Origin of the sequence: Micromonospora sp. LHW51205, assembly GCF_003315815.1 — a bacterium.
GTDB lineage: Bacteria > Actinomycetota > Actinomycetes > Mycobacteriales > Micromonosporaceae > Micromonospora > Micromonospora chalcea.
In genome coordinates, this window is the sequence record NZ_QMEZ01000002.1 from 616363 (window position 1) to 629754 (window position 13392).

Consider the following 13392-nt stretch of genomic DNA (forward strand, 5'->3'; position numbering starts at 1 on the left):
GTGGTGCCGGGACACGACAGCGTCCTGTCGGTGTTTCCACAGGGATCAGACCAGGGTGAGCGGGCGCACCCGGTCGACCGGCACGTCGAGGTCGTCAGCACACCACTCCCGGGTCACCGGCTCGGCGAGCGGGCGCACCGAGCGGATCCGGTCGGTGCGGAAGCAGCGCACACCGTCGCGCAGCCGGCACCAGGCGACCAGATACCAGTGCACCGAGTTGCCCAGGTAGGCCAGCGGCTCCACGTCGCGTGCCGAATCGGCGCCGTCGCGGTCGGCGTACCGCAGGCGCAGCACCCGCCCGGCGGCGACCGCGTCGGCGACGACGGCCGGGACGGGCGTGCCCGGCCCGTCGCCGACCAGGTGCACCCGGCCGGCGAGCCGGTGCGCCTCGGCCACCGCGGCCGGTGGCATCACCGCGACCAGCTTGCGCAGCGCGGCGCCGGCCGCCGCGGCGAACGGGGAGCCGCCGAGCCGGTGCAGCGCGACGGCCATCGCCACGGCCTCGGCCGCCGTCAGGTTGACCGGCGGGAGCGTGCGCGCCCGGTCGACGACGTAGCCGCCGGTGCGGCCCGGCTCGGCCCAGATCGGCACGCCCGCGCCCTGCAACGCGGAGATGTCCCGCTCGACGGTGCGGGTGCTGACCTCGAAGCGGCGGGCCAGCCAGCTCGCGCTGCGCGGGCGCGGCGACACCGCCCGCAGCTCCTCGACCAGGGCGTAGAGGCGATCGGTGCGGTTCACCCCCGGACGCTAACCCGGGGGTACGACACCGCTCAGGCGATGCAGGCGCAGACGATCAGCGCGGCGCCGAAGTGGGTGGCGGCGCTGACTTTGGCGGCCGGGTGCGGCTCCTCGGCGGCGATCACGTCGCCCAGCCGGCCCGGGGTGAGCAGGTCCAGCACCAGGAACGCCAGCGCCATCACCAGCAGGCCGACCAGCCCGAAGACCACAGTGGAGGCGAGCCCCTTGGTGAACGAGCTGTAGCTGGTCAGCACGGCGGTGAAGACGATGCCGGCGATGCCGAGCTGGTTCGCGGCGAGCAGCAGCGCGGCGTTGCCGTTGCGGCGTACCCAGATCAGCTCCCGCAGCTTGCCCGGGGTGAGCACATCCACGAGCAGGAATCCGGCGGCCATCAGCGCCACCCCGACGATCCCGAACACGATGCTCTGCCACGCCCCGTCGAGCAGGTCTCCCAGCACCCAACGCCTCCCCGGCTCACCCGCCCGGCCAGGTGCCGGGACGGTGCCGCAGACGATAGCGGCACCGCGCCAGGATGATCTAGAGAGACAGGTAGCGCTGCCGCTCGTACGGGGTGACCTCGCGGCGGTACTGCTCCCACTCGGCCCGCTTGTTGCGCAGGAAGAAGTCGAAGACGTGCTCGCCGAGCACCTCGGCGACCAGTTCGGAGCCGGCCATCACGTCGATCGCCTCGGCCAGGTTCTCCGGCAGCGCCTCGTAGCCCATGGCGCGGCGCTCCGCGCTGCTCAGCGACCAGACGTCGTCCTCGGCGCCCGGCGGCAGCTCGTACCCCTCCTCGATGCCCTTGAGGCCGGCGCCGAGCATCACCGCGAACGCCAGGTAGGGATTGGTCGCGGAGTCCAGCGAGCGGACCTCGACCCGGGCCGAGTTCGGCTTGCCGTACGCGGGCACCCGCACCAGCGCGGACCGGTTCAGGTGACCCCAGCAGACGTACGCGGGGCTCTCGGTGATCCGGTCCGGCAGCGCCTGCGGGAACAGCCGCTTGTACGAGTTGACCCACTGGTTCGTCACCGCGGTGTACTCCCGCGCGTGGGTGAGCAGCCCGGCGATGAACGACTTGGCGACCTTCGACAGCTTCATCGGGTCACCGGCGTCGTGGAACGCGTTGCGCTCCCCCTCGAACAGCGACAGGTGGGTGTGCATGCCGTTGCCGGGCTGGTCGGTGAACGGCTTCGGCATGAAGCTGGCCTGCACGCCGGTGGAGAGCGCGACCTCCTTCACCACGTGCCGGAAGGTCATGATGTTGTCGGCGGTGGTGAGCGCGTCGGCGTAGCGCAGGTCGATCTCCTGCTGGCCGGGGGCGACCTCGTGGTGGCTGTACTCCACCGAGATGCCGATCCGCTCCAGCGCCAGCACCGCCTGGCGGCGGAAGTCCCGCGCCACGGCGTGCGTGGTGTGCTCGAAGTAGCCGCCGGTGTCCACCGGGATCGGCACCGAGCCGTCCTGCGGGCCGTTCTCCAGCAGGAAGAACTCGATCTCCGGGTGGGTGTAGAACGTGAAGCCCTTGTCAGCGGCGCGGGAGAGCATGCGGCGCAGCACGTGCCTCGGGTCGGCCCAGGACGGGCTGCCGTCGGGCAGCGAGATGTCGCAGAACATCCGGGCGCTCTCGCCGCTGACGCCGCCCTCGAACGGGAAGACCTGGAACGTCGTCGGGTCCGGCATGGCGACCATGTCCGACTCGAAGACCCGGGCGAAGCCCTCGATCGCGGAGCCGTCGAAACCGATGCCCTCGTCGAAGGCCGCCTCCAGCTCCGCCGGGGCCACCGAGACGCTCTTGAGCGTGCCGAGCACATCGGTGAACCACAGCCGGACGAAACGGATGTCCCGCTCTTCCAGCGTACGGAGGACGAACTCCTGCTGACGGTCCACTTCCACCCCTCGTTACACGTACGTCCGCACCGGCGCCGGGCCGGCTCGGCCTGACCGCCCAGTCTCCACCGGGCTCGTTACGCCGACGTTACGCCCTCCCCGGCCGGCCGTCCCGCCGTGTCCGCCGCGCTGGGACGCGCGGGCCGGCACGCCTGTCTGCCCCAACCGGTCGGATTCGGCCGGGAGGGCTGGGGGAAGATGAGGACATGCCCACCCTGCGTCTCGCCCTGTGCCAGGTCAACCCGACGGTAGGCGACCTCACCGGCAACGCCGGCCTGGTCCGCGAGTGGACCCGCCAGGCGGCCGGCTCCGGCGCCCAGCTCGTCCTGTTCCCCGAGCTGATGCTGACCGGCTACCCGGTCGAGGACCTGGTCTTCCGCCGCTCGTTCGTGGCCGCGTCCCGGGCCGCGCTGCACCGGCTCGCCGCCGACCTCGCCGCCGACGGCCACGGCGACCTGCCGGTCCTGGTCGGCTACCTGGACGCCGACGGCCCGCCGCAGGTCAGCTCCGACGCGGAGCCGGGCAGGGGCGCCCGCAACGCGGCGGCGCTGCTGCACCGGGGCGAGGTCGTCGCCACCTACTTCAAGCACCACCTGCCCAACTACGGCGTGTTCGACGAGGACCGCTACTTCGTCCCCGGTGACATGCTCACCGTGGTGCGCGTCGGCGGGGTGGACGTGGCGCTGACCATCTGCGAGGACCTGTGGCAGGCCGGTGGGCCGTTCGCGGCGGCGCGGCAGGCCGGCGTCGGGCTGGTGCTGAGCATCAACGGCTCGCCGTACGAGCTGAACAAGGACGACGTGCGGCTGCCGCTGGTGCGCCGGCGCGCCGCCGAGGCCGGGGCCGCGATCGCGTACGTGAACATGGTCGGCGGCCAGGACGAACTGGTCTACGACGGCGACTCGATGATCGTCGCCGCGGACGGCACGCTGCTGGCCCGGGCGCCGCAGTTCGTCGAGCACCTGCTGGTGCACGACCTGGAGCTGCCGGCGGCGGCCGGGACGCCCGGCGAGGCCGGTGGGCTCAGTGACGGCATGCGGGTGGTCCGCGGCGAGGTGGCGACGATCCCGGCCACGCCGCCCGGACCGGCTGCGGACGGCGGGATCATCGAGCCGGTCGCCGACGAGGCCGAGGTGTGGCACGCGCTGGTGCTGGGCCTGCGCGACTACGTCGACAAGAACCGCTTCCCGTCGGTGGTGCTCGGCCTGTCCGGCGGCATCGACTCGGCGGTGGCGGCGGCCATCGCTGTGGACGCGGTCGGCCCGGAGCGGGTCGTCGGCGTCTCGATGCCCAGTCAGCACTCCTCCGAGCACTCCCGCACCGACGCGGAGGACCTGGCCAAGCGCACCGGCCTGGACTACCGGGTCGAGCCGATCCAGCCGATGGTGGACACGTTCCTGGCGAACATGTCGCTGTCCGGGGTGGCGGTGGAGAACCTCCAGGCCCGGGTACGCGGCGTGATCCTCATGGCGCTGTCGAACCAGGAGGGCCACCTGGTGCTCACCACCGGCAACAAGAGTGAGCTGGCGGTGGGCTACTCGACGTTGTACGGCGACTCGGTGGGCGGCTACAACCCGGTCAAGGACGTCTGGAAGACGCTGGTGTGGCGGCTGGCGAAGTGGCGCAACGCCGACGCGGCGCGCCGCGGGCAGACGCCGCCGATCCCGGAGAACTCGATCGGCAAGCCGCCGTCGGCCGAGCTGAGCCCCGGCCAGCTCGACAGCGACACGCTGCCCGACTACGACGTGCTCGACCCGATCCTGATCGGCTACGTCGACGGCGACCTGGGCCGCGACGGCCTGGTCGAGTCCGGCCACGACCCGGCCGTGGTGGACAAGGTGCTGCGGATGGTGGATACCGCCGAGTACAAGCGGCGGCAGTCCGCGCCCGGCACCAAGATCTCCATGAAGGCGTTCGGGCGGGACCGGCGGCTGCCGATCACCAACCGGTGGCGCGAGGACGGCTGACCGCTCCCCGGCCGGGGAGTGACATCCTCCACTCCGATCTGCCCGCGGGCCGTCGCCCGGTGCGACGATCGCGGGGAACCCGGGGACCGCGTGCGCGGCCTCGAGGAAGGAGATTGTCATGGTGGAGTCCACCCCGGCCGAGGTGACGGCGCTCTACGGCGGCCCGGCCACCCGGCGGGTACGCACCCGCGACCTGATCGCCGCCAAGGAGCGCGGCGAGCGCTGGGCGATGCTCACCTCGTACGACCAGTACACCGCCTCGATCTTCGACCAGGCGGGCATCCCGGTGCTGCTGGTCGGCGACTCGGCGGCGAACAACGTGTTCGGCTACGAGACCACGCTGCCGGTGACCGCCGAGGAGCTGCTGCCGCTGGTCCGCGCCGTGGTGCGGGCCACGAAGCAGTCGCTGATCGTCGGCGACCTGCCGTTCGGCTCGTACGAGGAGGGCCCGGCGCAGGCGCTGCGCACCGCGGTGCGGTTCATGAAGGAGGGCGGCTGCCACGCGGTGAAGCTGGAGGGCGGACGGCGCTGCGCGGCCCAGATCGAGGCCATCACCGGCGCCGGCATCCCGGTGATGGCGCACATCGGCTTCACCCCGCAGAGCGAGCACACGCTCGGCGGCTACCGGGTGCAGGGCCGGGGCGAGGCGGCCGAGGAGGTGCTCGCCGACGCGCGGGCGGTGGCCGAGGCGGGCGCGTTCGCGGTGGTGCTGGAGATGGTGCCGGGCGAGGTCGCCAAGCGGGTCACCGCCGAGCTGGCCATCCCCACCGTCGGCATCGGGGCCGGCCCGGACACCGACGGGCAGGTGCTGGTGTGGCAGGACATGGCCGGGCTGCGGACCGGCCGGGCGCCCCGTTTCGTCAAGCGCTACGCCGACCTGGCCGGCGCGCTCACCGACGCCACCCGCCGGTTCGCCGACGAGGTACGCGGCGGCGATTTCCCCGCGGCCGAGCACACCTTCTGAGGGTGTAAGGAAGGGCCCCTTCTTAACGCCTGGCGTAGAGGAGGGGCCCCTTCTTAACACGCACGCGCGCCGCGCGGCGCGCGGCGGGCGGCAGTTCAGAGGTCGGTGACGCGGATGCCGGCGTGCGCCTTGTAGCGCTTGTTGATCGCGATCAGGTTGGCGGTGAACGCCTCGATCTGGTGGGCGTTGCGCAGCCGGCCGGCGTAGATGCCCCGCATGCCGGGGATCCGCGCGGCCAGCGCGGCGACCACGCCGGCCACCTCCCGGTCCTCGGTGCAGATCAGCACGTCGAGGTCGATCCGGTCGATCTGCGGGTCGGCCAGCAGCGGCGCGCTGACGTGGTTGAACGCGGCGCACACCCGGGACTCGGGCAGCAGCCCGGCGGCCTGCTGCACCGCGCTGCCCTCTGGTACGTCGAGCGCGTACGGGCCCTGCTTGTCGAAGCCGAGCGGGTTGACGCAGTCCACCACGATCTTGCCGGCTAGCGGCTCGGCGAGCGCGGCGACGGTGGCCGCGTGCCCGTCCCACGGCACCGCCACGATCACCACGTCGCTGCGCCGGGCCACGTCCTCGTTGTCGCCGCCGGAGACGATGGCGCCGTCGGGCACCCCGGGCAGGGCGGCGATCTCGGCGGCGGCCTGGGAGGCCCGCTCCGCGGTGCGGGAGCCGATCAGCACGCTCTGCCCGGCGCGGGCGAACCGGTAGGCGAGACCTCGTCCCTGGTCGCCGGTGCCACCGATGATGCCGACGGTCAGCCCGGAGACGTCGGGCAGCGTGGTCGCGTCGTAAGCCATGGGCTCATCCTCGCAAAGCGAGGCGGCGTGCGGTGCATCCCGGTGCTGTGACAATGGCCGCTGGTCAGGCCCGTTCGAAGGCGACCCGGCGCTGGGCCGGGTCGGCGACGGTGAGGCGTACCCGGACGCGCTCGCCCAGCGGCAGCTCGCCGGTGCAGCGGGCGCGGACCGGCGGCTCGTCCAGCGCGATCGTGCCGCCGGGCGGTCGGCCGGGCCGGCCGTTGCCCGCCGGGCGCGGCTCGTCGACGTCGAGCACGGCCGCCTCGAACGTCTCCCCCACCCGGTGCGCGAGCAGCACCGCCTCGGCCAGTTCCACGGCGCCGCGGCTGGCCGCGCCGGCGGTCCGGTCGGTCGTGGCCATCACCTCAGGCAGCTTCGGCAGCGCGGCCCGGACCTGCTCGGGCACCTCCCGGCCCTCGTGCAGCGCCAGGCAGATCTCGGTGGCGTAGCGGTCGGCCAGCCGCCGCAGCGGCGCCGTGACGTGCGCGTACGCGGCCGCCACCCCGCCGTGCTCGGGCTGCTCGGGCAGCTCACCGTCGAACGCGGTGTACGCGGCGCCGCGCATCAGCTCGGCGGCCTGGTCGACGAAGGCGGCCACCCGGGGCTGGGAGGTGTCCAGCCCGTCGAGCACCTGACCGACGGGGGTGCCGTCCGGCCAGGGCACGCCGAGCGGTCCGGCGGCCAGCCGCAGCCGCTCGACCGCCTCCGCGCGGGGACTGGGCATGGTGCGCAGCAGTCCGATCCGGCCGGCCAGCATGATGTCGGCCGCCGCCATCCCGGTCAGCAGCGAGATCTGGGCGTTGTGCTCCTCCATCGGGCCGGGGCCGCGCAGCACCAGCCGCCACCCGTCGCCGTCGGGCTCGACGTCCTGCTCCGGCAGCGGCAGGTTGATCGCGCCCCGGCTCAGGCCACGGGCGGTGAGCAGCGCCCCGATCTCGGGCAGCAGGGCGATCGGCTCGGGCAGCCGGCCGGCGTCGGCGTCGCGCTGCACGCCGCCGTAGTCGAGCTTGGCCCGGCTGCGCACCAGCGCCCGCTCCAGCGTGACCGCGACGGTGGCGCCGTCGGCGTCCAGGTCGACGGTCCAGAGCACCGCGGCCCGGTCGGCGTCGGGCAGCAGGCTGGCCGCCCCTTCGCTGAGCGTGTGCGGGTGCAGCGGCACGTTGCCGTCGGGCAGGTAGACCGTCTGCCCCCGGCGCCACGTCTCGGCCTCCAGGTCACCGCCGAGGCGTACGTGGGTCAGCACGTCCGCGATCGCGTACCGGACGCGGTAGCCGCCGCCGGGACGGCGGGCGAGGTGCATGGCCTGGTCGAGGTCGCGCGAGGTCGCCGGGTCGACGGTGACGAACGGGACGTCGGTCCGGTCGGCGACGGCCGGTGGCGGCGCGGCGGCGGCCGCGTCGGCCTCGCGCTGCGCCGCGGCCGGGAAGCTCTCGGGCAGTCCCAGCTCGCGGCGCAGCGCGCCGAAGTCGATACGGGGCGCCAGTACGCGTCGGATCACCACGTGGTCAATCCTGACAGCGCCCCGCTCGTTCCGCCCTTCGGGGCGAGCGCCGTGTCCGTGCGGCGCCCCGCGGGAGGGCGGCGGGGGTCAGGCGCGGCGGGCCGGCGCCTTCCGGGCGGTGCTCTTGGCGGTGGTGGTCTTGCGGGCGGGCGCCTTCTTGGCCGCTGTGGTCTTCTTCGCCGTGGTGGTGGTCTTGCGCGCGGTGGTGGTCTTGCGCGCGGGCGCCTTCTTCGCCGCCGTCTTGCGCGCCGTGGGGCGGGTCGAGGCGGTGGCCTTCTTCGCCGGAGCCTTCTTCGCCGCTGTGGTCTTCTTGGCGGCGGTGGTCTTCTTCGCCGCCGCGGTGACCTTCCGCGCTCCGGTCGCCTTCGTCGCCGCCGCCGTCTTCTTCGCGGTCGTCTTGCGGGCCGGCGCCTTCTTCGCGGTGGTGCTCTTGCGCGCGGTGACAGTCGACTTCGCCGCCGTGCTCTTCCGGGCGGCGGTGGTCTTCTTCGCGGCCGTCGTCTTCTTCGCCGCGGTGGTCTTCTTCGCCGTCGTCTTCTTCGCGGTGGCCTTCTTGGCGGGCGCGCTCTTGGCGGTGGCCCGGCCGGCCGGCGCCGTCCGGGTACCAGCCTTCTTCGCGGCCGTCTTCTTGGCGGTCGTCCTGGTGGTGGCCTTCGTGGCCGGCGCCCCGCGGACCGCCGACACGACCTTCTTGGCGGCCGCCTTCTTCGCCACCGCCTTCTTCGCCGGCGTCCGTCCGGCGCCGGCGCCCGAGGCGTTCGGCGACGCCTTGGTGACCGTCGTCGACCTGCCCGCGGCGGTCCTCTTCGCGGTCGTCCGTTTCGCGGCCGGGCGGGTGGCCTGCTGTGCTTCGGCCATCTCGGTTCCCTTTCCTGGGGACGTGCTCCCGCCCTCGCGGGAGCACGGATCACCTCGACGCGGGCCCTCCCGCGCCGTCTAGCGGCCCTCCCCGGCCCAACGGGCGTCCTCGGCGTCCCACGCGTCGTTCCGCTCCCGCACCGTCTGCAGGGCGTTGTCCGCGTCGGCGGCTGAGGCGTACGGTCCGAGAACGTGCCGTGCGGGACACACGTCGGCATCGGTCTCGACCCGGTGGTGTCGCGTGCACCAGTAGTAGTGCCCACCACTTCCGTCGTCGCTCATGCGATCACTGTGCACTGGTAACCGCCCGTCCGCCACCGGAACGGCCCAAATAGTCACGCTTCTCCACATTAGACCTGGTCGGGACGGTTGCGGTGGGGAACCGCGCAAGCCCGTCCTCGTCCGAACGGCGGGTACCGCCAGTGGTGCGAACCGGACAGGATCGGCGCTCGTGATCACCATGACGACGGGCACGGGGGCCTGTCCGCGCTGCGGCACGACGCCGGTGTCGCTGGACGGGGCGTTGCCGTGGTGCCCCGGATGCGACTGGAACCTCGACACCTACGACGCGCGCCGGCAGGCGCCCGAGTTCGGCTGGTCGCCTGTCGACCGGCGGACCCACCGGCTCGCCGCGCGGCTCACCCGTCAGCAGTACGCCACCCTGGTCGCCCGGTCGCTGAAGTCGACCGGGCCGGGGTTCGCCGGCCTCCTCGTCACCGGCATCTCGGTGCTGCTCCTGCTCGGTGTGGCCGGGCTCGCGGTGGCCGGCGTGTGGCTGCTGTTCGCGTACCCCTTCCCGAACCTCGCCGTGGTCGGCGGCGTGGCGCTGATCGCGCTGGCGGTGGCGCTGCGCCCGCGCTTCGGCCGGGTCGACGGCGACCTGGACGTGCTCACCGCGCAGGAGGCGCCGGAGCTGCACGCCCTGGTCCGCGAGGTGGCGTCCGCGGTGGGCGCGCCGATGCCGCACGTGATCGGCGTCGACGGCGGCATCAACGCGTACGCGACAGCGGTCGGGCTGCGCCGGCGGCGCGTGCTCGGCCTCGGGCTGCCGTTGTGGGGCGCCCTGGACGGGCCCGCGCGGGTGGCGCTGTTGGGGCACGAGCTGGGCCATTTCGTCAACGGCGACGTACGGCGCGGGCCGGTCACCCAGCCGGCGCTGACCATGCTGGGCAACGCCGCCGACCTGTTCCGGCCCCGGGGCGGCTCCGACGGCGGCGGGCTGCTGGTACGGCCGTGACGCTCACCGAGGAGCGGGCCGCGCGGATCGACGCCGAGCTGGCACGGCACTACGAGCGGGCGGGCCGGGCGCTGAGCTGGAACTCCTGACCCTTCAGGCGAGAGCCGGGACGGCCGGCGGCGGCCGCCGCCGGCCGGGCCGCCGCGATCGCGTACGCCAGGACGTAGGGCGTGCACGCCAGGTAGAACATCGGCTCGACGAGCACCCGGTCGGTGATGAGGAACCGTTCCCAGCCGGTCGGCCGGGGCAGCCCGAACGACGAGTCGGTCCAGCAGGTGAACAGCCACAGCGGCGCGGAGATCCGGTCCACCGAGTCCGGCGGCAGGCCGTCCGCCACGGGCGCGCCGGCCGGGATCGAGGTGACCACCGCGAGCACCACCGCCGCGTCGGCCGCCACCAGCGCGCCGAGCAGCCCGGCCAGCCACGCGGCCCGGACCCGGCCCCGGCGTGCCAGCGCCCCGGCGACCCACAGCGCCGCGACCAGCAGCGCCAGCCAGAGCAGCACCCCGGGCACCTTCTCCCCCACCCGGCTCTCGCCCCGGGCGGCGAGCAGCGCCGACGTGGCGGTCACCGTCGCGGCGATCGGCAGCACCACGCCGAGCGCGGTGGGCAGCGCCCCCACGCGTACGGTCCGGCGCGCGGCCCGGGCGACGACGAGCGCGAGCGCCACGCCGAGCAGCGCGGTGAGCGCCGACCAGGCCGGCAGTTGCGCGGCGGCGCGCATCTCCAGCCACCCGTGCGCCAGGGCCATCGCCGCGGCCACGAGGACCGCGAGGCAGGCCGGCGGCGCGAACAGCAACACCCCGGCGGTACGCGCCACCCGCCGGGTCACCACGCCGGGTCCGCGCCGGCACGTTCGGCGGGTACGAGGGCACGCAGCTCGGCCAGCGCCAGCCGGGCCGAGCGGATGCCCTCCCCGGTGAGGCGGTAGTAGCGGCGGGCCGGGCGGCCGGCGGCGACCGGGTCGACGGCCTCCCAGTCGGCGGTGAGCCAGCCGGCGGCCTGGAGGCGGTGCAGCACCGGGTAGAGCGTCCCGCTGGGCAGGCCGGTGAGCCGCATCAGGTCGAGGCCGTAGCGCGGCGCCTCGGGCTCGGCGAGCAGCGCCGAGAGCACCTTCGCCACCGGGATGGTCAGTCGCACAGCGGCACTCTATCGGAACTCTACATAGCATGGATGCACCGTCGTGCCGGGACGGACGGCGATCGGCGATGGACGGCGTGGTCCCTCACGCGGGACCGGTGGCCCGTCCGGAGGGCCCGCTCAGGTGGATCACCGGTGGTCCATGTGCACCTCGCGCCTCCATATGCGAGCCTCGACGGACGAATCCGCTGTCGCGCTTCCAGCGGACAGCGGCCCGAGTTGGGGAGAGAAATCGTGGGCAACCTTGACATCGCGCTGAAGAACGCGATGAACATCGACGGCGCGATCGGCGCCGCGCTCGTCGACTACACCAGTGGCATGACCCTCGGCGTCGCCGGTGGCACCGGCGAGATCGACCTGACCGTCGCCGCCGCCGGCAACACCGACGTCGTACGCGCCAAGCTGCGCACCATCGAGATGCTCAAGCTCGACGACGAGATCGAGGACATCCTGATCACGCTCGGCAGCCAGTACCACCTGATCCGCCCGCTGAGCAACCGCACCGGCAAGGGCCTGTTCCTCTACCTGATGGTCAGCAAGAGCCGGGCCAACCTCGCGATGGCGCGGCACCAACTGCGCACGATCGAGGAGAGCCTGGAACTGTGAGCCGGGTGGACGACCTCCCCCGCCGTACGCGCCCCCAGACCGGCACCCTGCCGCCACCACGCGCGCTTCCGCCCTCGCTGGCCGGCAACCCGACCCTGCCGTACCCGGCCATCGCCCAGGAACTGTCCGCGCTGCGGTTGCAGATCCCCGGCGTGCACGGGTGCGTCCTCGGCGGCGTCGACGGCCTGCTCGTCACGCACAACCTGCAGAACGGCGCCGACCCGGACGACCTGGCCGCGCTCGCCGCCACCACGTACGGGCTCGGCCGCCAGGTCGGGCTCCGGCTCGGACAGGGCGACTTCCAGCAGTCCACGGTCCGCAACGCGGGCGGCTACCTCAGCGTGTACGCGATCAACGGCCAGGCCCTGCTCGCCGTGGTCGGTACGGACAGCATCAACGTGGCGCGCCTGCACCTGCACGCCCCGACCACCGCGGCCAAGCTCGCCGAGCTGCTCGACGGGGTCAGTCCGACCACGTCCTGACGTACGCCGGCCGCTCGGTCCCACCCGTCCGAACCGAGCCGGCCGGCGTACCCCAGGTTCGGTAGCTTGTGCGCGGCGGTCGCCCGCTCCGGCGCGGCGGTCCCGTGCTCGGTGGTCCCATGCCCGGCGGGTCAGACGCCGAAGCGGCCGGCCCACGTGGTCACGTCGGCCACCGTGGCGTTGCCGCCGCAGACCACCAGGCCCAGCCGGGAGTCACCGCCCACCCGCTCGACCACCCGGCGGGCGGCAGGAAGCAGACAACCGGCGGCCGGCTCGGCCCACACCTTGGCGTGCTCGGCCAACTCCAGCGTGCCCCGCACCGCCTCGGCGTCGGAGACCACGAGGACGTCGCTGACCAGCGCGGTCACGTGGTCGTAGGTGAGCTGGGAGACGGTCGGCGCGCTGAGCGTGGTGACGATCGACGACAACGGCACCTCGACCGGGCCGCCCTTCGCCAGGGCCTGCGACATCGCCTGCGCGCCCTCGGTCTCCACGCCCCAGACGCGTACCCCCGGCCGGCGCGCCCGCAGCGCCGCCGCCACGCCCGAGATCAGCGCGCCGCCGCCGATGCTGACCAGCACGTCGGTCAGCTCACCGGCATCCTCGGCCAACTCCAGCCCGACAGTGCCCTGCCCGGCCAGCACGATCGGGTCGTCGAACGGGTGCAGCAGCGTCACACCCTCGTCCCGCAGCCGGTTCATCAGCGCGAACGCGCCGGCCATGTCCTCGGTCAGCCGCACGTCCGCCCCGGCCCCGCGGGCAACCTCGACCGCGCGGGCGGGCGCGTTGCGCGGCATCACCACTGTCGCCGCCACCCCGAGGGCGCCGGCCATCACCGCGACCGCGATGCCGTGGTTGCCGCCGCTGACCGCCACCACCCCGGCCGCCCGTTCGGCGTCGTCGAGCGCGAGCAGCTTGGCCGCCGCGCCCCGGGCCTTGAACGATCCGGTACGTTGCAGCAGCTCCAGCTTGGCGGTCACAGGTACGCCGAGCAGCTCGGTCAGTCCCGGGCTGGGCAGGGTCGGCGTGTGCACCACGACGTCGGCGATCCGGTCGGCGGCCGCCTGGATGTCCGCAAGCTCGATCACCACCGCAGCGTGCCACAAGCAACCCGCCAACTTTCCCCCCGCCCTTGCCCGCTCTCCCCGCCCTCCCCGTCCCCCCACCTCTCGCTCTCCCCGTCGATCTTGGAGTTGTGGTGCCTGCCGAACTTCGCGA

Annotated in this window: 15 protein-coding genes; 5 read left to right on the forward strand and 10 right to left on the reverse strand. The window is 73.7% G+C overall.

The genetic code is table 11. From position 1 onward, the window contains the following. Positions 1 to 45 precede the first annotated feature (45 nt). The 3 genes from DQE82_RS10745 to glnA form a co-directional block, all read right to left on the reverse strand. Positions 46 to 738, reverse strand: a complete 693-nt coding sequence (locus DQE82_RS10745; RefSeq protein WP_113972568.1) for a YafY family protein — start codon at positions 736 to 738, stop codon at positions 46 to 48. 32 nt (positions 739 to 770) lie between these two features. Then, positions 771 to 1196: a DUF350 domain-containing protein gene (locus DQE82_RS10750; protein WP_043329290.1), complete on the reverse strand. Its 426-nt coding sequence runs from the start codon at positions 1194 to 1196 to the stop codon at positions 771 to 773. 79 nt (positions 1197 to 1275) lie between these two features. Further along, positions 1276 to 2625 carry a type I glutamate--ammonia ligase gene (glnA, locus tag DQE82_RS10755; RefSeq protein ID WP_036344036.1) on the reverse strand — a complete coding sequence of 450 codons (1350 nt, stop codon included), beginning with the start codon at positions 2623 to 2625 and terminating at the stop codon, positions 1276 to 1278. A 206-nt stretch (positions 2626 to 2831) separates the two neighbouring features. Between glnA and DQE82_RS10760 the strand changes: the two genes are divergently transcribed. Together DQE82_RS10760 and panB are read left to right on the forward strand one after the other, a co-directional pair. Next, entirely contained in the window at positions 2832 to 4592 is a 1761-nt protein-coding gene (locus DQE82_RS10760; RefSeq protein WP_113972569.1) for an NAD+ synthase, read from the forward strand. A 118-nt stretch (positions 4593 to 4710) separates the two neighbouring features. After that, entirely contained in the window at positions 4711 to 5556 is an 846-nt protein-coding gene (gene panB, locus DQE82_RS10765; protein WP_043329285.1) for a 3-methyl-2-oxobutanoate hydroxymethyltransferase, read from the forward strand. Positions 5557 to 5651: 95 nt separating this feature from the next. Here the strand turns inward: panB and npdG are convergent, their stop codons facing one another. From npdG to DQE82_RS10785, 4 genes are all read right to left on the reverse strand, one after another. Then, on the reverse strand, positions 5652 to 6350 hold the full coding sequence (npdG, locus tag DQE82_RS10770; RefSeq protein ID WP_113972570.1) for an NADPH-dependent F420 reductase: 699 nt from the start codon (positions 6348 to 6350) through the stop codon (positions 5652 to 5654). A gap of 64 nt (positions 6351 to 6414) precedes the next feature. Beyond that, positions 6415 to 7851, reverse strand: coding sequence for an RNB domain-containing ribonuclease (locus tag DQE82_RS10775; RefSeq protein WP_113972571.1), 1437 nt, complete (start codon positions 7849 to 7851; stop codon positions 6415 to 6417). Between the two features lie 87 nt (positions 7852 to 7938). After that, the gene (locus tag DQE82_RS10780; RefSeq protein ID WP_113972572.1) at positions 7939 to 8709 is read right to left on the reverse strand and encodes a histone; all 771 of its coding nucleotides are present in this window, start codon (positions 8707 to 8709) and stop codon (positions 7939 to 7941) included. Between the two features lie 78 nt (positions 8710 to 8787). Then, positions 8788 to 8991, reverse strand: coding sequence for a hypothetical protein (locus DQE82_RS10785; protein WP_018787041.1), 204 nt, complete (start codon positions 8989 to 8991; stop codon positions 8788 to 8790). Positions 8992 to 9169: 178 nt separating this feature from the next. On the opposite strand from DQE82_RS10785, the gene DQE82_RS10790 reads away from it, so the two are divergent. After that, entirely contained in the window at positions 9170 to 9946 is a 777-nt protein-coding gene (locus tag DQE82_RS10790) for a M48 family metallopeptidase (protein ID WP_113972731.1), read from the forward strand. A gap of 49 nt (positions 9947 to 9995) precedes the next feature. On the opposite strand, the gene DQE82_RS10795 is transcribed toward DQE82_RS10790, so the two are convergent. Beyond that, positions 9996 to 10781 carry a hypothetical protein gene (locus DQE82_RS10795; RefSeq protein WP_233514635.1) on the reverse strand — a complete coding sequence of 262 codons (786 nt, stop codon included), beginning with the start codon at positions 10779 to 10781 and terminating at the stop codon, positions 9996 to 9998. After that, complete coding sequence (locus tag DQE82_RS10800; RefSeq protein WP_043329277.1) at positions 10775 to 11086, reverse strand: PadR family transcriptional regulator; 312 nt, start codon at positions 11084 to 11086, stop codon at positions 10775 to 10777. Before DQE82_RS10800 ends, DQE82_RS10795 begins: the two co-directional genes overlap by 7 nt. Before the next feature lie 234 nt (positions 11087 to 11320). Here DQE82_RS10800 and DQE82_RS10805 point away from each other — a divergent pair, with 234 nt between their 5' ends. Beyond that, positions 11321 to 11692 carry a hypothetical protein gene (locus tag DQE82_RS10805; protein ID WP_013287772.1) on the forward strand — a complete coding sequence of 124 codons (372 nt, stop codon included), beginning with the start codon at positions 11321 to 11323 and terminating at the stop codon, positions 11690 to 11692. Beyond that, positions 11689 to 12174 (forward strand): roadblock/LC7 domain-containing protein, encoded by a 486-nt coding sequence (locus DQE82_RS10810; protein ID WP_043329275.1) that lies wholly within the window; start codon positions 11689 to 11691, stop codon positions 12172 to 12174. Before DQE82_RS10805 ends, DQE82_RS10810 begins: the two co-directional genes overlap by 4 nt. Positions 12175 to 12305: 131 nt before the next feature. Here the strand turns inward: DQE82_RS10810 and DQE82_RS10815 are convergent, their stop codons facing one another. Continuing rightward, positions 12306 to 13262 carry a threonine/serine dehydratase gene (locus DQE82_RS10815; protein WP_113972732.1) on the reverse strand — a complete coding sequence of 319 codons (957 nt, stop codon included), beginning with the start codon at positions 13260 to 13262 and terminating at the stop codon, positions 12306 to 12308. Between the last annotated feature and the right edge of the window lie 130 nt (positions 13263 to 13392).